This is a genomic window from Exiguobacterium sp. BMC-KP, assembly GCF_001275385.1.
Taxonomy (GTDB): domain Bacteria; phylum Bacillota; class Bacilli; order Exiguobacteriales; family Exiguobacteriaceae; genus Exiguobacterium_A.
This window is the reverse complement of the sequence record NZ_LGIW01000015.1, coordinates 559,805-578,354: the sequence shown is the minus strand read 5'-3', so window position 1 is coordinate 578,354 and position 18,550 is coordinate 559,805. Positions and strand designations below refer to the sequence as shown.

The following is an 18,550-nucleotide window of genomic DNA, read 5'->3' as shown; positions in this document are numbered from 1 at the left end:
TATGCCTATCAAATCATTTAAGACAACATCAACTCAAGCAGGCAGTCGACGAGATCCTTCTCCAGTTCAAGTGCTTGCAACTGGTGCATCATGTTGACCGGATCGAGCTTTTGTGACAATAGACGGTACAAACGATCCTTCAGGTCATAGCTGATTTCCGCTTGGTCGAGGAACGCATACAACCGGTCCATCTTGTTCTCGTTCGTTGACATCTCGACTTGAAGTGACAACGTGATCGTATCGGTCACTTCACCCAGTTCGACATGTAGTGACTGCGTCGCATGATCATAGTGGCCTGTTACACTCTCCCCGTCACGCTGGACGTAACCTTCACGTACCCCGCGTAAGATCAACGTGATCGACCGATTTTCTGGTAGCAAGTCACGATGCCCGGTCGGTGCCGCAATCGTCAGCTCACGTGCGCCCCAGTCGAGTGCAAACGTCGTCTCGACGTTGACACCGTCTCGGTGCGCAACACCCGTGCTATCGTCTTCAAACAACGTAAATCGGTTCGATGCTCCCGGGAAAACGACGACTTCGAGATCTTCCGGATTGTGCAACGCATTTGACTGTTCGAGATGGCGACCGAGCGGGACGATTGCGCCGGCTTTTGCGAGTACGCCTTGATCTTCGAGATAACGGAACAACCGCATTTGTTTCCCGCCACGATACCGGTGTCCATTGAAGAAATCGAACCATTCCCCTTCCGGCAACCAAGCTGTTGTTGCCGTCATATGCAGTTTCCGGTGCATCGGTGTGACCATCGGTGCGACAATAAGCTCCGTTCCGAAGTAGAACTGATTCGGGACGTTATAGGCTTGATCGTCTTCCGGGTGCTCATAATACATCGGTGAGACGAGTGGTAAACCGTCAAAGTGATTGCGGGCATTCATCGTGTAGATGTATGGCACGAGCTGGTGTCGGAGTTGCAAGTATTTCTTCATGACGTTCGCTGCATCGGTCGAGTAACGCCATGGTTCTTTCCCGTTGAAGATGCTCATCGTACTATGAAGGCGCATGATCGGACTGAAGACACCATACTGGAGCCAACGTGTCGATAACTCATCATCTTTTTCCCCGCGCTGGTGACCCCCGATATCATGGCTCCACCAGCCGTAGCCGATGTTCGACGCTGTCGCCGTGAAATACGGCTGGAATTGAAGCGATGCCCACGAGATGATCGTATCCCCCGAGAAGCCGACCGGATAGCGGTGACTGCCGGGTCCTGCGTAACGTGAGAAAATCAACGGTCGATTGCCGTCGCGCGCAATATCAAGCGCATGATAATGGTTAAGCATCCAAAGTGGATCAAGTCCCTTCATCTTCGAGTTCGCACCCTGTTGCCAGTCGATCCACCAGAAGTCGACGCCATCTGCCTCATGCGGATGATGCAATTTCGTGAAGTAGTTCTCGATGAACGTCCGGTCCGAGAAATCAAATGGGATCCGGACACCTGATTCAGGATCAACGCCCATCGCAACCGCCATCGCCTCGTATGCTTCCTCAAAACCACGCACACCGTCTGCTGGGTGCAAGTTGAGCGTGACCATCCGGTCGTCGTCCTTCAACCATTGTAAGAAGCCGCGTGGATCTGGGAACAAATCACGGTTCCACGTGTAACCTGTCCAACCGCTCCCGTATCGTTCCGGGATATCAGTGACGTGCCAATCCATATCGATGACACTGACTGAAAACGGAATGTCTTCTGTCTTAAAGCGCGTCATCAAATCCTTGTATTCCTTCTCACTATAACGCCAGTAGCGACTCCACCAGTTACCGAGTACCTGACGCGGTAACATCGGCGTTGGACCTGTCAGATGATAGAAGTCACGCAATGCCTGTTTGTAGTCGTGACCATATCCGAAATAGTAGATGTCATGCGTACCGGAGCGACGCGGTTCGACGAAGTGGTCTTCCGTCAAAACAAAGGCGTTTGAATCGTCGATCGCTGCGTAACCTTGGCGGGAAAGAATCCCTTCTTCGAGTGGAATGACCCCGTCCGCATGATCGAGCGTTCGCGCCGTTCCTTTTAACGTCCGAAGTGGTCCGCCGAACGTATAGCGACTGTAGTAGGTACTGAAGTTCCCTAAGACATCGATATAGAGTGTGTTCGCAGCGAACGGTCCCTTCGTATAATGCAGATGGACGTGTTCTGTGATGATTTGCAATTCTTCCTCATTTTCGACGATGCGGTAAGCAGGTACCGGGAAATCACGATTGAAGACCGTTTGGGTCGGTCGATCTTCGAATTGTCCATCCGCCGCGTATTCGAGTCGAATCATCCGACTCGTCAATACCGTGAAACGGTAGACATCTCCTTGGATAATAGCGTCTGGTCGTGCTTGTGGTTTCATGTCGCGCGTGTAGAAATGGGATTCATCAATTGTTCGCATACGGGTTCGGGACTTGCGCCCCTTTCACTTCCTTCCAGGCTAAGTAGTGTGCAACCGATTACACATCTAGTGTATAAGAGTTCATGTTCCCACTTCAAGGAAGAATCAACCCAAAAATGTCCCGCACCAGAAAACAGATGCGGGACAAATAGTCATAATAAAGGTGAAATCAAACGTGAGAGTGATTCAAAAATCCGGAAGCGGAGTGGTCGTTTGACATAATCATTCGATGATAACTGAATCGAAACGTCAAAATCAGCGATGAAGTCGCGCTCGAGCTGTTCGGTACTTTCCGTGTCATACAGGAACGCCATCAGTTCATAGTTGAGAACAAAGCTGCGAATGTCCATGTTCGCCGTTCCAACGGCACCAATCTTCCCGTCGACGAGGAACAGTTTCGCATGGATGAAATGACGATTGTACGTGTAAATTTTGACACCATCCTTCAAGAGCGGTCCGAAGTAGGAGCGGGTGCCGTAATAAGACGTAAAGCTATCACCTTTACCCGGTGTCAGGATCCGGACGTCGAGTCCAGCACGGGCTGCGAGTCGAAGCAACGTCATCGTCTCGTTGTCCGGAATCAAATACGGTGTTGCAATCCAGATTGAACGTTGTGCTGAGATGATAGCAGCAATCAAGGCGTTTCGAATCGCGGGGTCCTTCGAGGTCGGTCCGCTCGTGACGATTTGAATCGCTCCGTCCGTTGCGAGGTCGTGTTTCGGGAAATACTGATGAATCGTCTCTTCCCCCGCAAACGTTTCCCACGTATCTTCCGATTCGATTTGAGCATAGATCCAGTCGTCGAGGAACGTCGCTTGCAACTCTTTGACGGCACGCCCTTCAAGACGTAAATGCGTATCGCGCCAAAAACCGAACTTCTTGCTCTTGCCATCGTACTCATCTCCGACGTTCAATCCACCGGTGAAGCCGACCTTTCCATCAACGACAACGATTTTTCGGTGATTCCGGAAGTTTGCCGTAAAAATGAACAACGGACTTGAAATCGGATCATAAGCTGCGATGTGTGCTCCAGCATCGCGAAGTGGACGAAGGAAGTTCTCACCGAGCATATAACTTCCGAGTCCGTCATACATGAAACGCACCGTCACACCCGCTTCGAGTCGCTCGATCAATGCTTCTCGAATTGCTTTCCCCGTCTCATCGTTCCGATAGATGTAGTACTGGATGTGAACGTGATGTTGCGCTTGACGAATCGCGTCAAGAATCGCTGGGAACGTCTCTTCTCCATTCGTCAAAATGTCACTTGCTGTATGAACGTCTACCCCACCACCACCAAAGTTACGAATCGTGTTCGCGAGTTTCAAGTGATTTGGTGGCAACTCACTGACGGCAAGCGACCGGACTGGACGAATCGCTTGTTTGAGCAATTTCCGTTCGTCATGCGAACGACGATTCCGGCGACGCCGTCGCGGATTACGACCAAACATCAACCAGATAATGACACCGAGAATCGGTAAGAAAATCAGGACGAGGAACCAAGCAATCGTTGATTCTGCTGTCCGATTTTCGATGAAAATGATCATGATGACGGCGAGCGGCACGACCGTCGCTGAAATCGTTAAGACATAAAATAAATAACCAAGTTGATATAGTCCCCAAATGATGCCCCCGGCGACTAAAAATACGAGTGCGAATTGTAAAATCCGGTTGCGCACAGATTTTCCTCCTTCAATTAACATACCTTCACTAGTATTCTTTCCCCATTCACTATGAAAATATAACAAAAAAGAGAAACCGCAGATACGATTTCTCTAAAGATTGACCTCTTATCTAAATGTTTCTTCATACATCTCACGACCAGGAATCGGATCGTTCAAAGATGCCCAGTCCGTTTCGTATTCCTGGACGAGACACGTGTCAAGCAACGCTTCGAGTTTCGCTTGTTCTAGTCCGATACCAATCAAGACGAGTTCCGTTCGTCGATCCTCGTCTGATGCAAAGCGACCGGCATATTCCATGTTCGACGCGTATCCTGCCTGATTGAACAATAGAGCCATCTCAGGACGGGTCGCAAGGAACAAAAAGCCTTTCGCTCGGACGACTTCTTGCGGCCAATCTTCAATTAAGGCAAGCAAACGCTCAGGGTGGAATGGGACGTCCCGCTTGTAGACGAATGAACTGATTCCATACTCTTCCGTTTCCGGAATATGTTCTTCAGCATTCAACTCACGGATCCAACCGGCACTTGCTGCCGCTTGTTCGAAATCAAATAGATCAACGTCTAAGATCTCTGCCGGATCAACTTGACCGTATGTCGTCTCAATCAAGCGAGCAACTGGATTCAAAGCCTTTAAGTAGCCGATGACGGTGTGACGTTCTTTTGGTGTCAGCCGATCGACTTTATTTAAGACAATGATGTCCGCGAACTCGACTTGATCGACGAGTAGATCGACGACTTCACGCACGTCTGTCTCATCGACTGCTTGTTTCCGTTCAATCAATGATTCGCCGGATTCGAAATCCTTCAGGAAACGGTAGCCATCGATGACCGTAACCATCGCATTGATTTTCGTGACGTGTGACAAGTCGATTTCACTGTCCGGATCCTTGTATGTGAAGGTCTGGGCGACCGGAATCGGTTCCGAGATCCCACTTGACTCGATGACGATGCCGTCTAGATTACCTTGGTCGACGAGCCGTTTGACTTCGAGCAATAAATCATCCCGCAACGTACAGCAAATGCAACCGTTCGAGAGCGTGACGAACGATTCTTCTGTCCGCGAGAAACCACCTTGCTCAATCAATGCTGCGTCAATGTTGACCTCACTCATGTCGTTCACGATGATCGCGAGGCGGCGACCTTCGCGATTATGTAGCAAATGGTTCAATAATGTCGTTTTACCGGATCCAAGATATCCAGATAAAACGGTGATCGATATCGGTTGCATCATCATTCATCTCCTAAAACGTAATAGTTACGCTTTATAGATTAACTGACTTTTCTATTGGCGTCAATCGGAATCATTTCGATTTATTTTTCATATAAGAAAAAAGCCGACGCTTGTCGACTTTCTCCATCACTCATTTTTGAATCGGTAAGTCCCACGTCGCACCGATCAAATCCGTAATTCGCTTTGCGGCCTCGTGGGAAAAACCAGCAATCGTGTAATGATTCGTATCTGCAATCACATGGAATATACCATTCGGTAAGTGGTCTGCAAACGCAGCATGAGCTGCATTAATTTGTTCGGTCAATGCCGGATTCAACCAACTTTCTGGCATACCACCTGCCCAGTTCGAAGCAGACAAAACGAGAACCGGCTGTGTCACTTCTTCAATCAAGGAAAGAATCATCTGATTATTCTCCTCGACCGTTTGCCATTCGTCAAGCGTTCCCCGCCAATGCCCTGGCGTTGCAAAATGTCGCCACATCGGTAATTGGTCGGCTTCCGGTAAGACGCTGAACATCTTTTTACCAATTCGATCAGGAATCATCCAAGCAATCGGTCGAACATGACTAAGGAAATAGAGGAAACGATTCCACTCCTCTTGCGTTCGTTCATACCAGTTCGGTAATGCCGCATCAACATCCGGATGCGATGGATCAAGTAAGACGATGCCACGAGTCTCATCCGCAAACAGTCGACCACTCGCGAGCGAGATATATGCTCCAAGCGAATGACCGATGAAGACATATGGTCCATCGACACGAAGGATCCGTAAGACGTCCGCGAGCTCATCCGCTTGATGCGAAAAGAGACGTTTATTTTTCCCACGACTCGAGCGACCATAACCAAGACGCGAGTATTCAAAGACCCGTCCTCGTTTTAATAATTCAGTTCGTAACCAGCCCCATTGATGTCGATTCGACATCATTCCGTGATCAAGGACGAATGTGACGTCCCCACTTCCCGTCAGCCGAGTATCAAACCGACCAGCTGATGTTTCGACGATATATTCCATATGCTACCCCTACTTCCATTCATTCAAATAACGATATTTTTAGCTCATACCCAAGAATGTTCAAATAATCAAACAGCTGAGATCGATGATGGTAGAGATGGACTGCAGCTTCAATTACCCACCCGTTCATCGAATCGTCAACACCCCAGTACGTCGGACGCGTCACGAATCCGGTCGTTACTTTTTTGTGATAGACACGAAACGCGCGATCGATGCGGTCACAGAGCTGATCGCGCGTAACAGGCGCTGCATAAAATGTCTCCATCGTTTCAGCCGTCGCTCCGGATGCAATCAACAAATCGGCTTCGAGCAACACAGCAAGATGAACCGCCACTTCGCCAACAGTCCGTTTGCCAGCGATTGGCCGTGCGTCCCAATCCTTCGCCTCAATCTTATCAAATAACACTTTCGACGTTTTGACACCTACTCCGACATGGCGAATGAGAGCACGCTCCCAATCAGTCATCTTCTTTTCCCCAAGCAATCGCGCGGTGTTCAAGCTTCTTGACGAATGCATCCTTTCCGGCAATATAGGCTTCGATATCATACGGATATGTTGCAGCCAACTGTTCTTTTAATGTCCCATAAGCATTAGCTTCTTCTGGATGCGCGCGCAAGTAGTCACGAAAGACGAGATGCCGCTCGATTTCCGGATTCCCCTTCGCATACAGATGAATATGGTGCGTCCGTTCGTCTTCGCCTTTTCGGTAATAGCGTCGTCCAGGCATCCCAAATTCACCCTTCGCTTCGTAACCGAGTGCTTCCATTGATTCGTTAAACTGCTCGATTCCATCAAGGGAATTAACGACAGGTAAGATATCGATGATTGGTTTTGCTGCGAGTCCCGGAACAGATGTACTTCCCATATGATGAATGCTATTTAGACATGCCCCAAACACGTCTCGTAATTGTTCCGCTTCTCGTGCGTATTCACTCGCCCATTCTGATTGGTACGGTAACACAATGACTTGTCGCATGTTCGTCCCCCCTCTCGTCTCAGTATGCCAGTTTTTAGGGTAAAACAAAACGACCTTCCGCTTTGGAGGTCGTTTTGTTAAACGTAATGTTAGCTATTCGTTAATCCTTGAGATAATCGTGCAGTTTCACAGGTCCACCAAGTCGAAGATCAGCGATGATATGCTGAGCATCGACAATCTTTCGAACTGGGAAATCAGCAAGGGGTGCCATGACATGTTCAAATAATTGAAGACGTGCCGGTCCACGGTATGCTTCTTTAATCTCAAGATCCGTGATTTGACTGCGCGTCAGTTCAGAAATGATCAACTCACCTTGATATCCGCGATGTTGTTTGAGCATGAACTGTGGCGCACTAACGATCGACTGTGCTTCTTCGACTGCCATCGGGATATATTTGTATCCCATCGTCGCTTGAGCAACACGGAGTGAATGATAGTCAAGTGTCCCAACGAGGACATCATTATCGATATACAGCCGTGGTGATCCATATTTTTTTGGAAAAGCAGCTACTTCACGACCAGAGGCGATCGCCGGCTGATTGTTGACGTACATCGAGAGGTAAAACTCGCCGATTTCTCCTTGATAACGTACCGGAATAACTTGTCCGCACTCGAGATAACTCCCAAGACCCGTACTATCCGGCATATTGATGATCTCAAACTTGATCTGATTGCTCAGTACTTCAAGCGGTTCCGGAACGACTGCTTGTAACGCTTCGATGTCCGTCTCATAGATGATGTTCAAGTATTCCCGATTCCGAAAGAAGATATCGACTGCCGGAAAGACGGGAGCATTGATTGGCGTCGCAACAACATGTTTTACATCTTCCTGTCTCATCTGAGTTCCTCCTTTAATCGTTCAGTAAAGCAGCAAAGCGTGCGACACTTGTTTCAAAATCAGGAACCGTCTGCGCCGCTTGCGCTTCTTCGACGATTTCTTGAATGAGTGAGTTGAACGGCGTTGCGATATCGTACGTGTGCCCGTACATCGTGACGATCCCATTGATGTAACGAATCTCAGTCGGTTGCCCCTTTTGTAAGTCCTGCAACATACTCGCTTCTAAATCGCGCGATCCGTACATCAATTGTGGCACGGTGATCAATTTTTCATCGATATCATCTAGTGTCGCGTAGTTTGCCGGCTCAAACGTACTCATCGGAGCGAACGTGATGCCATGGGCATGACCGACTTGAACGACTTCCTGCATCGTATGAAGCGCTGCCCGTAATAAGACAGGATGATCGAGCACGTCGCCATACGTCCCGTTACAAGCAGCGGATAACCCACTGAACGTACTATTGATAACGAGTTTTGACCATTTCGTTCCCGGTAGATTATCGGAGATTTCCGTCCCACCGATGTGATCGAGGATTTCCTTCAAGTGAATGATTCGATCTGTCGTCTTCCCGTCTAGTTCACCGATTTGCATCGCATACGTCTTGAAGTGATCGTAGTTTGACGTCAAGCGTGACTCCCCTGGTCCGACATACGTCGCTCCGAACTCGACGGACCCCGCGATGATGCGTTCGCTTGGAATCTGTTGTTGTATGAACTCTTCCGGTACACCGTTTTGCAAGGAGACGAGGATCCCGTCTTCCTTCAAGATTGTCCGCACTTTTGTAAGAACCGGTTCATTGTAAACCTGCTTCGTCAGCAATAGCACGATATCGTACATCTCTGTGATGTCATCCGGATGAATCGCATGAACGGATTGCGTTAAATCCGGTCCAATGACGTGTGCGCCTTTTGTATTCAATGCCTCGATATGTGCGCGATTCGTATCGATCAGATCGACACCCACACTTTGTTGACTCAAATAAGCTCCCATAATGGTTCCGAGTGACCCTGCTCCGTAAATTCCGATTTTCATTTCTATCACCTCTGGTATTTACGATATACTGGTTTCATCATAAACAGAAATATATATAATTGTATATTTTGATAACCTGTAGGTTATGTCAGGAGGATATCATGGAACTCTTACATTTGAATTACTTTCGTCACGTCGCAGAAGAATTGAACGTGACGCGTGCTGCCGAACGATTATTCATCAGCCAACCTGCCCTCAGTGCAACGATCAAGAAACTCGAACGTGAATTGAACACGACATTGTTTCATCGAAAAGGCAGAACGATCAGTTTGACTGACAATGGTCGACTGTTACTACAGTCGGTCGAAAAAATCGAACACGAACTGACACGTGTTCAGGAACGAATGGCACGGAATGATGCTTCAACGGAAACACCACTCAGTCTTGCTAGTTCGCACGGTCGCTTCATCCAATTGATTCTACGGGAGTTTCTTCTCCCGCAAACGGCTCCCTTGTTCAACTCGGACATCCTCTCGAACCGTGAAATCCTGAGCGGTCTGCTTCGTCAAGAATTCCATTTCTCGATCAGCTTCATGGAACTCAAACATCCGCTCATTACGAGTGAACCAATCGTTGAAGAGGATATCGTCATCACTTATCCAGCTTCCTATTCAGAGAAAGATGCAATCAAAGTGCTCTATGCAGATGCCACCGAGACTGCCTTTTTGTTCCCGTCCCACAATAAGGACTACAACCGCTTCATCCAATTGAAGATGGCAGAACTGAACATCTATGCCGATACCACGCATTACATCGATGACGTCTCGCTTCAGATCGCCTTACGCCAGCAACGGTATTTCAGCTTCGTTCCTGTTTCCGTCTGTCGCGAGATGGGGCTTCCCTTCATTATGGACGATGTATTTACAGTTACGTCACAACTCTATATGTCGCATGCGACGGATCAATTGACGGTCGAGCAAGCAATCATGTATGAACGCATTAAACGGTTTTTACTCTCGCAACGAGCATATCTAGCCAAATAAAAACGGGCGCCTGCATATGCAGACACCCATTTTTCATATTTTACTTCGTGATGAAGTAACGTGATTGATCAAGATGATCCTTCGCTGTATAGATATTGAGTTTGTATGAGCCGTTCGTCAATGCTTGACGCATCTTCAAGACGTAGTTCCCGTGCTGATCCGCTACGTCTTGTGCGATCAATTGGTAACCAGACTCTGTTTTTTGGTAAAGGCGGACGATTTGACGTTTTTCGACTTTACCTGTCAACGTCTTTTTGCCTGACCAGTTTTTAACCGGATACGTGTTCTTGATCGTGAACGACGCTTTTTTCGTGATCTTGTTCGAGATGTCTGTCGACTTGACCGTGTACGTGCCAGTCGTTAGACCCTTCTTGACCGCGATTTTGAAGCCGCTTGCTGTCGTTTTCGCTTTTGCGATTTTCGTTGATCCTTTGTAGAGCGTGACGTCAAGACCTTCCGTTGCTTTACCACGAAGGACCGTTGATCCGTAGACTGCTGACTTTTTATCGATTGCTGGTGTTGCAACGACACCTGTTCCGACTGTGACGTTTGTTTCTGTTTTCATGAAGCTAAGTTCTGAGACGACCGTCAACTTGTCGCGTAATTTGAGCGGACGTGTTGCGACTTCGTATTGACCGGCTTCGTTTGCAGTTGCTGTTCCAAGGATTTTATCACCGAGTTTAACCGTGACTTTCGCGCCCGGAACGGCTTGACCTGTGACGACTTTTGCACCTGGTTTGACTGCTTTTGCCGAGACCGTGAAGTCTTTCATCGGCACGTTCATGTTGAATGTCAGGAACGTACCCGTTTCACCTGGACGCGTTACCCCTGTGTTCGTGACGCCTTCATACCGCTTGACGTACGGCGCTGCTGCGACCGCTGAATCAAAGCTGACCGTCATCGGCTTGCTTGCGACGAGTGACCAGTTGTCATCGGCTTTATAATCAACAGGTTGTTTCGCTTTGATGAAGTCCGAAATGACGTTCCGTGTCTCGTAAGCCGATTTGTAGACGATGTTCTTGCCAGCGCCGACACCTGGGAATGTCGCACTTCCTGCACGGTAGTCATTCGTCGCAACAAGAAATTCTTGATCGTCTGCGATCGCTTTCCCTTGATACTTGATGTTTTGGACACGGTTAGCATCTTTATTTATTTCAACGCCATTATAGTCGAATTTCGCAGGTTGCGTGATATCGATTTCATATGTCAAACCATCGAGAATATCGAAGTTGTAGCTGCGGAAGTCTTTGTTCAACAAGTTCGTTTGCTCAGAACCAACTTGATTGAATTGACCGGCAGACATTTCAAGCCAGTTTTTCACGTCTGCTCCAGTAATTTTCACTACTTGTAGTGTGTTTGGATAGACATAGAGATCGGCAACATTTTTTAATGCAATTGGTCCTTTTTTAATTAATGTATAATCATTTGCATTTACTTGATTTCGTCCGCCCGTTTTGAAAGGTGCTGCTGCCGATAGTAAAGGAAGATCTTTGTATTTGGCAAGATCCGTATTTTCTTTTAGTTGTTTCTCGACATACCATTTTTGAGCATTTGTGACGAACTGAACCGAGTCATCATCTTGCGCGAGGGCGAAGAAGCTCTGGATATCGTCATTGATCGTACCGACTTCTTGACGAATGTAAGCAAGTGTTCCTTCATGCGCTTTTTCGATCAACTTGACGGCTTCTACATCTGCAGCCGTGTCTTTCGTCACGTCCGCTAGTTTAGCGCCAGACGTATCAACGATCCATTTCCCGTCGACTTGCTTTAACTGAAGATCGATGACACCGACGTTTTTCCCTTGCGTGTTTGCCATGACGACTGGTTTCCCATTGATTAAGCCTTTTTCTTTATCAACATTCGGTAGTTTGTTGAACGCAGAATCAGCTGCTGGGAATTTCCCGTGTTGGTGACCTGTCATCAAGACATCGATGTCTTCGACTTTCGTCAACGCATAACCGACGTTTTCATCACCGTCTTTTTGATCTACTGTATCCCCAATACCTGTGTGTGCGAGTGCAACGACGACATCTGCGCCTGCGTCTTTTAATTTCTTCGCAGTTGCTTTCGCAGTCGGGATGATATCTTCTGCTGTTACTTTTCCAGTAAGTTTCGATGAATCCCAAACCATGATTTGTGGCGTGACGACTCCGAACACACCCACCTTGACTGTTTTCATATCACCGTTTTGATCTTTGACTTGACGTTCGATGATTTGATAGTCTTTTCCATCTTTATTATAGTCTGAGACGATTGGTTTTTTCGTAACGGCATCCAACACGTTCGAGTTAACGAATTTGATTGAACCGCTTGAAGCACTCATCGCTGACTTCAGGAAGTCGAGTCCGAAGTTGAATTCATGGTTCCCGAGCGTGACTGCGTCATAACCGAGATACTCCATCAATTCGTACATCGGGTGTTTGCCTTTGTTTCCTTTGTCATATTGATTTTTGACGTAATCGCCAAACGGTGTCCCTTGAAGTGTGTCACCGTTATCGAACAAGAAGCTGTTTGTTGCGCCCACTTCCGTTTGTTGTTGTTTGATGACCGTAGCGGCTTTGACAAGACCGATCGTTTCGTCCTGTGCATCCTTGAAGTAATCGTAGTTCATTGAGTTCGTATGTAAATCCGTTGTTTCTAAGAAGCGTAACTTGACGACACTGTTGTCGGCAGCAAGTGTCTTAACTTGAACGACTGGTACGAGCATCGGTGCGATCAACGTCGACGCGATGACAAGTTTGGTAGCTTTTTTCATATGGTTTTCCCCCCAGGATGTTTTGACTGCTTCATTAATTTAGCATGGTTCGATTATAGCTAATAGTCCTTTCAAATAGGTCGGACATCCGTCTTATTTAACCTACTTAACTAATTCCAAATACTGGCTTTACATTGTTGATTTTCCCTTTACAATTCATGTGTTAATGGTAAAAAAAGGTGTTTTACATCGTTATTATGATTCATACAAAAAAACGATACTTTTTCAGGATCTAGTCCTGCAAAAGTATCGTTTTAATTAATGTAGAATGTATCTGTTCATTCTCGACTCCTACAGAAAAAGAAAGCACGCTCTTCGCTTTCGTCAGGATCAGGTAAGACCCGGTGATTCCGCTACTTATCATCCGCTTGTGGAAAGCGAGAATGAGAGCAACGTTCATCGTCTGGATTCATGGCACAGAATTTTCGCTACTCCATGTTCCCTTACACCGTTTTCTCCGGTTTCCGACGGACGACATAACCGAGAATACCAGCAAGTAACGCAAGTCCTGCGGCGTAAAGTACCGTCCATCCTGCTGTCTGTTGAGCGAATTCGAATAAGACGTCACTGCGCCACTTCATCGCGAATTGAACATATGAAGCTTGACTGACGATGAAGCTAATGACACCAATCGCGATCGCAAAGATGAACGGATCGATAATCGACTTGAAGCTTCGAATACTACAAACGAAGTAGATCGCAAACGACACGAGCAACAACACCCAGTACGCACTCTCACTTGAGACGTTTGGTGCCGTCGTTCCAGCTGATTCCGCATCGATCGCTTGGATCGTCTGCCGTGCGACACCGTAATCAACAGGGTCGAGCTTCAATTGTGTCGCTGACAAGTCAGGGCGTTCTCCACCGAGGAGCGTCAACAACTGTTCCGTCACCCGGTCCGTATCAATCCCGTCGACGACTTTTTGAATCGAGTCATTGAGCTGATCCGTCGATGTTTCCCCATTCAACATCGAGACAGGAACTTCTACGTTTGCTCCAAGGACGTCTGCTTGATAGACGACTTGACCACCGTGGATCCAGTCGTACATCCCACCACTTCCGGCGTTCAGACTCGCGACAGTCAATGCTGTCCGTAGTGAAGAATCTCCGTCATACTCCGCTTCATCCTGTACCGTAAAGACGAGTTGCAGTGTGCTCGCAAACATCAAGATCAGCAAGCTGGCGCGTCCGGCTGCCGTTAAACCGGATAACTTCTGCGGGAAGAACGCCATCCAACCAAGTAGACTGACGACGAGGAGTGGTAAGATTCCACTCATCGCGTAGCCATCTTGTAGCGCAAGGAACGGTACATCATTTCCTCGACCGGTAAGTACAAACCAAATGATACCGACCGTTAAAAAGAAACTGACCGAGCGAATCGTCCAACCGAGACGACTTGCTTTAATCCGTAACACTAAAAATAGCAAGACGGTCAAACCAATTCCAAAAACGGAATAAAGTAACGTGCCGTAAGAGACATCAAACGTAAGTGGTGCAAGAACCTGCTTCAAGTCGATTCCGAACAATGACAAGACGTCACCGGCAGAACTCGCATCGAGCACCTGATTGATGATCCCTTCCCGGACTGCACTCGGCATCGTGATCGACAGTCCACCGACGAACAAGAGCATGAGTGAAACCGTGATATCTGTATCATTCCATGAGACGTCTGCCTGTTGCATCTGCATTACCAGATCTTGATAGTCTGAGGACGAAGTAATCTGTGAAGTCAAAAATGTCATCGCGCTATAGATGACACCGAAAAAGATGAGACCGATGAGGACGCCAAACAGGACATCCCAGACGGAAAACCGTCTTTGTTTCCTTTCTTGCCTTGACTCCATCCTAGTTCCTCCTTTTTATGTCTGATGTTTGAATATTCCTGCTTCAGCGAAACCAAAAACATCAAATTCATTCAACAGCCATTATATCCCACCATTTCTCTGACTGTCTCCACTGATTTCCATAATAAAAACCGACCTCTCAAAGTGAGAAGCCGGTTGAACGATCTGGTGCCATGGTATTTTTCTCTATTAGATACCTTCGTACGCTTGTTCCATGATTGTCCGTAACTCAGCGACAAGCGGCATCTTTGGATTTGCTGTCGTACATTGATCTTCGAAAGCATCGACTGCCATCTTGTCGAGTTTTGACTCGAAGTCTGCTTTTTGAATGCCTTGCGCCTTAAATGACATCTTGATGTTGAGACGTTGTCCAAGATCAGCAATGGCTTGGATGAGGGATTCGACCCCTTGTTCCGTCGTTGCTGCCGGAAGACCGAGGTAGCGAGCGATGTCCGCATACCGTTCATCAGCGACGAACGATTCGTATTTCGGGAATGCTGCTAGTTTCGTTGGACGTGACGCGTTATAGCGAATGACGTGTGGCATCAGGATCGCGTTCGTCCGTCCGTGTGGTGTGTGGAACTCCCCACCGATTTTGTGCGCGATCGAGTGGTTGATTCCAAGGAACGCGTTCGCGAATGCCATCCCTGCCATCGTTGACGCATTGTGCACTTTTTCGCGTGCTTCGGCGTCGGACCCGTTAGCATATGCTCGTGGCAAGTACTCGAAGATCATCTTGATTGCTTTCAGCGCTAATCCATCCGTGTAGTCGTTCGCAAGAACTGAGACGTATGCTTCTGTTGCATGCGTCAAGACATCCATTCCGGTATCAGCTGTAATTGAAGCAGGTACCGTCATGACGAATTCTGGATCAACGATTGCGACGTCTGGTGTCAACGCATAGTCAGCAATCGGGTATTTGACGTTTTTCTCTTTATCCGTGATGACGGTGAACGGTGTCACTTCTGAACCCGTACCAGACGTCGTCGGAATCGCGACGAACTTCGCTTGACGACCGAGTGTCGGGAATTTATAGGCACGCTTACGGATATCAAGGAATTTTTGACGCAAGTTTGAGAACGTTTCGTTCGGTTGTTCGTAGAAGAGCCACATTCCTTTCGCAGCATCCATCGCCGAACCACCACCTAAGGCGATGATCAAGTCGGGTTTGAAGTCACGCATTGCTTGGGCACCCGTCTGAACAGTCGTCGCAGATGGATCTGGTTCGACTTGGTCGAAGATCCGGTAACTGACGGACTGTGGCAAGTTTTGAATTACTTTATCGGCATATCCGAATTGCACCATTGTTGGATCAGTGACGATCATGACGCGTGAGACATCAGTCATCGACTGCAAGTACTGAACAGAGTTCTTTTCGAAATAGATTTTTTCAGGCACCTTGAACCATTGCATGTTCACGCGTCGTTTCGCCACCTTTTTGACGTTGAGTAAGTGTTTCGCCGTTACGTTCTCAGAAACAGAGTTTTTACCGTATGATCCGCAACCAAGTGTCAGTGATGGTGTCAACTCGTTATACAGATCACCAATCCCACCATGAGCAGATGGACTGTTGACGAGGATTCGGCAAGCTTTCATCCGGAGTCCGAACGCTGTCATCAAATCATCGTTCGTCGTATGAATGACGGCTGTATGACCGAGACCACCGATTTCAAGCATCTGTTCAGCAATCATGAACGCTTCTTCAGTTGAAGCGACACGGTACGCACCGAGGACGGGACTGAGTTTTTCATGAGACAGTGGTTCTGCTGCTCCGACGTGCTCGAGTTCCGCGACGAGCATGACGGTTGTTTCCGGAACGTTGATTCCGGCTTTTTCAGCAATCCATGTCGCAGGTTTACCGACAATGTCCGCGTTGACGGCACATGTATCGGTCTTGATGACGAGTGCTTCAAGGCGTTGTTTTTCTTCTGGTGTACAGAAGTAACAACCGAGTGCTTCCATTTCCGCACGGACCGTTGCATAAATCTCTTGGTCGACGATGACGGCTTGCTCAGACGCACAAATCATCCCGTTATCAAACGTTTTTGAGAGAACGAGATCGCTGACTGCCCGTTTTACTTTCGCAGATTGTTCGATGTAGCATGGAACGTTCCCTGGTCCAACACCGAGTGCTGGTTTCCCCGTTGAGTACGCTGATTTGACCATTCCTGCTCCACCTGTCGCAAGGACCATCGCGATTTTTTCATGGTTCATCAAGACTTTCGTTGCTTCAAGTGATGGTTCTTCGACCCATTGAATGCAGTCTTTTGGTGCGCCTGCCTTGATGGCTGCGTCGCGGAGTGTTTTCGCTGCTTCGACGGAACACCGTTGTGCCGATGGATGGAACGCGAAGACGATCGGGTTGCGTGTCTTAATCGCAATCAATGCTTTGAACATCGTCGTTGACGTTGGGTTCGTGACGGGTGTGACACCACAGACGACACCGACTGGTTCAGCAATGTATGTGATGCCATTTTGGACATCTTCTTCTAGAATCCCGACTGTTTTTTCGTGACGTAGACTGTTATAGATGTATTCTGTCGCAAACATGTTTTTAATCATCTTATCTTCAAAAACTCCGCGTCCTGTCTCTTCCGTAGCGAGACGCGCGAGTTCGACGTGCCGTTCCAGTCCGGCAAGTGCCATATCCCGAACAATCGTATCGATTGTTTCTTGATCGAATGTCATTAATTCCTGTATCGCAAGTTGCCCTCTTTCAACAATTTGTCCGATTGCTTGCTCGATCGGTGTTGCCGTCGATTTTGTTTTTTCTTTCACAGCCATGAGTGGTTTCCTCCCTGTCGTGGAACGAATCTGAGTTTGATTTGCCAACCATTATGTTAGGAATGCCAAGCTGTTTTTCAATAGTTTGTGCTTTCCTTCACAAATCAATCATAACCCCTTTTTCCTATTTTGTGCATGACCATCCTGTGAATTCCCTCACACCATTGGTAGCGTTTACATCTATTGTCACTTCTTCTTTTTCATCATTTAGCGTCATGTACGATGACGTGTGCGATTTATCACACCTCGCATTTTCCTGACTTGATAGCCGTTTCATCATCTTGTATTCTGATATGGGGTACATATTAAGAGCTACCACTAAAGGAGGACACTTGAATGTCAGTCGTACAGGAAATGCTAGCCTTCAACGAGCGATTCGTCGCTGAAAAACAGTATGAGCAATTCGTTTCGGATAAATTCCCGGACAAAAAGGTCGTCATCTTGACGTGTATGGATGCCCGTTTGACGGAACTTCTTCCTCACGCCCTTGGTCTGAAAAACGGAGATGCAAAAATCATTAAAAATGCCGGCGCTATCCTATCGCACCCATTCGGCTCCGTCATGCGCTCGATTCTCGTCGCGTTGTACGCACTGGGGGCAGAAGAAGTCGTCGTCATTGGTCACCATGACTGTGGCATGAGCACGATTGATCCTAAACACATGATCAGCGAGATGAAGGATCGAGGGATCGACCAACAAATTCTTCATACACTCGAAGTATCTGGTGTGGATTTAAATCAATGGTTGCGTGGTTTCACGTCGGTTCAAGAGAGCGTTGCCCACTCGGTCAGCCTTGTGAAGAACCATCCGTTATTGCCGCCTGGTACGAACGTCCATGGTCTCGTCATCGACCCGGGAACTGGTAAACTCGACGTCGTCGATTGCTAAAGCACTCTCTTATAGAAGAAACGCAAACAGATTTAGATATCTTCATAGGTCTCAGCTTGGTGACAACGTGTCATTTTTCTCGTAACGGAGAAGGATGGCACGTTTTTACATGAGCAATTTTCAGTGATCGA

The 18,550-nt window shown here is 47.7% G+C and carries 13 protein-coding genes; 2 read left to right on the top strand and 11 right to left on the bottom strand.

Features of this window, described 5'->3' with window-relative positions:
- Window positions 1-17: 17 nt before the first annotated feature.
- The 8 genes from ADM98_RS08405 to ADM98_RS08370 form a co-directional block, all read right to left on the bottom strand.
- Window positions 18-2,393 (bottom strand): glycoside hydrolase family 31 protein, encoded by a 2,376-nt coding sequence (locus ADM98_RS08405; protein WP_053453081.1) that lies wholly within the window; start codon window positions 2,391-2,393, stop codon window positions 18-20.
- Between the two features lie 152 nt (window positions 2,394-2,545).
- Entirely contained in the window at window positions 2,546-4,069 is a 1,524-nt protein-coding gene (locus ADM98_RS08400) for a cardiolipin synthase (RefSeq protein ID WP_053453080.1), read from the bottom strand.
- 111 nt (window positions 4,070-4,180) lie between these two features.
- Window positions 4,181-5,302, bottom strand: coding sequence for a GTP-binding protein (locus tag ADM98_RS08395; protein WP_053454511.1), 1,122 nt, complete (start codon window positions 5,300-5,302; stop codon window positions 4,181-4,183).
- Window positions 5,303-5,435: 133 nt separating this feature from the next.
- On the bottom strand, window positions 5,436-6,317 hold the full coding sequence (locus ADM98_RS08390) for an alpha/beta fold hydrolase (RefSeq protein ID WP_053453079.1): 882 nt from the start codon (window positions 6,315-6,317) through the stop codon (window positions 5,436-5,438).
- Window positions 6,318-6,336: 19 nt separating this feature from the next.
- Entirely contained in the window at window positions 6,337-6,783 is a 447-nt protein-coding gene (locus tag ADM98_RS08385; protein ID WP_053453078.1) for a DinB family protein, read from the bottom strand.
- Complete coding sequence (locus ADM98_RS08380) at window positions 6,776-7,294, bottom strand: GrpB family protein (RefSeq protein WP_053453077.1); 519 nt, start codon at window positions 7,292-7,294, stop codon at window positions 6,776-6,778. The genes ADM98_RS08385 and ADM98_RS08380 overlap by 8 nt, the downstream gene beginning before the upstream one ends.
- Window positions 7,295-7,394: 100 nt before the next feature.
- Entirely contained in the window at window positions 7,395-8,132 is a 738-nt protein-coding gene (locus ADM98_RS08375; protein WP_053453076.1) for an acetoacetate decarboxylase, read from the bottom strand.
- Between the two features lie 13 nt (window positions 8,133-8,145).
- Complete coding sequence (locus ADM98_RS08370) at window positions 8,146-9,165, bottom strand: ketopantoate reductase family protein (RefSeq protein WP_053453075.1); 1,020 nt, start codon at window positions 9,163-9,165, stop codon at window positions 8,146-8,148.
- Window positions 9,166-9,266: 101 nt separating this feature from the next.
- Here ADM98_RS08370 and ADM98_RS08365 point away from each other — a divergent pair, with 101 nt between their 5' ends.
- Window positions 9,267-10,148, top strand: coding sequence for a LysR family transcriptional regulator (locus ADM98_RS08365; protein WP_053453074.1), 882 nt, complete (start codon window positions 9,267-9,269; stop codon window positions 10,146-10,148).
- Between the two features lie 40 nt (window positions 10,149-10,188).
- Here the strand turns inward: ADM98_RS08365 and ADM98_RS08360 are convergent, their stop codons facing one another.
- From ADM98_RS08360 to adhE, 3 genes are all read right to left on the bottom strand, one after another.
- Window positions 10,189-12,903 carry a bifunctional 2',3'-cyclic-nucleotide 2'-phosphodiesterase/3'-nucleotidase gene (locus ADM98_RS08360; protein ID WP_053453073.1) on the bottom strand — a complete coding sequence of 905 codons (2,715 nt, stop codon included), beginning with the start codon at window positions 12,901-12,903 and terminating at the stop codon, window positions 10,189-10,191.
- 443 nt (window positions 12,904-13,346) lie between these two features.
- Window positions 13,347-14,747, bottom strand: coding sequence for a hypothetical protein (locus ADM98_RS08355; protein ID WP_053453072.1), 1,401 nt, complete (start codon window positions 14,745-14,747; stop codon window positions 13,347-13,349).
- A 189-nt stretch (window positions 14,748-14,936) separates the two neighbouring features.
- Window positions 14,937-17,531 carry a bifunctional acetaldehyde-CoA/alcohol dehydrogenase gene (adhE, locus tag ADM98_RS08350; protein WP_053453071.1) on the bottom strand — a complete coding sequence of 865 codons (2,595 nt, stop codon included), beginning with the start codon at window positions 17,529-17,531 and terminating at the stop codon, window positions 14,937-14,939.
- 336 nt (window positions 17,532-17,867) lie between these two features.
- Here adhE and ADM98_RS08345 point away from each other — a divergent pair, with 336 nt between their 5' ends.
- On the top strand, window positions 17,868-18,419 hold the full coding sequence (locus tag ADM98_RS08345; protein WP_023467896.1) for a beta-class carbonic anhydrase: 552 nt from the start codon (window positions 17,868-17,870) through the stop codon (window positions 18,417-18,419).
- Window positions 18,420-18,550: the final 131 nt, after the last annotated feature.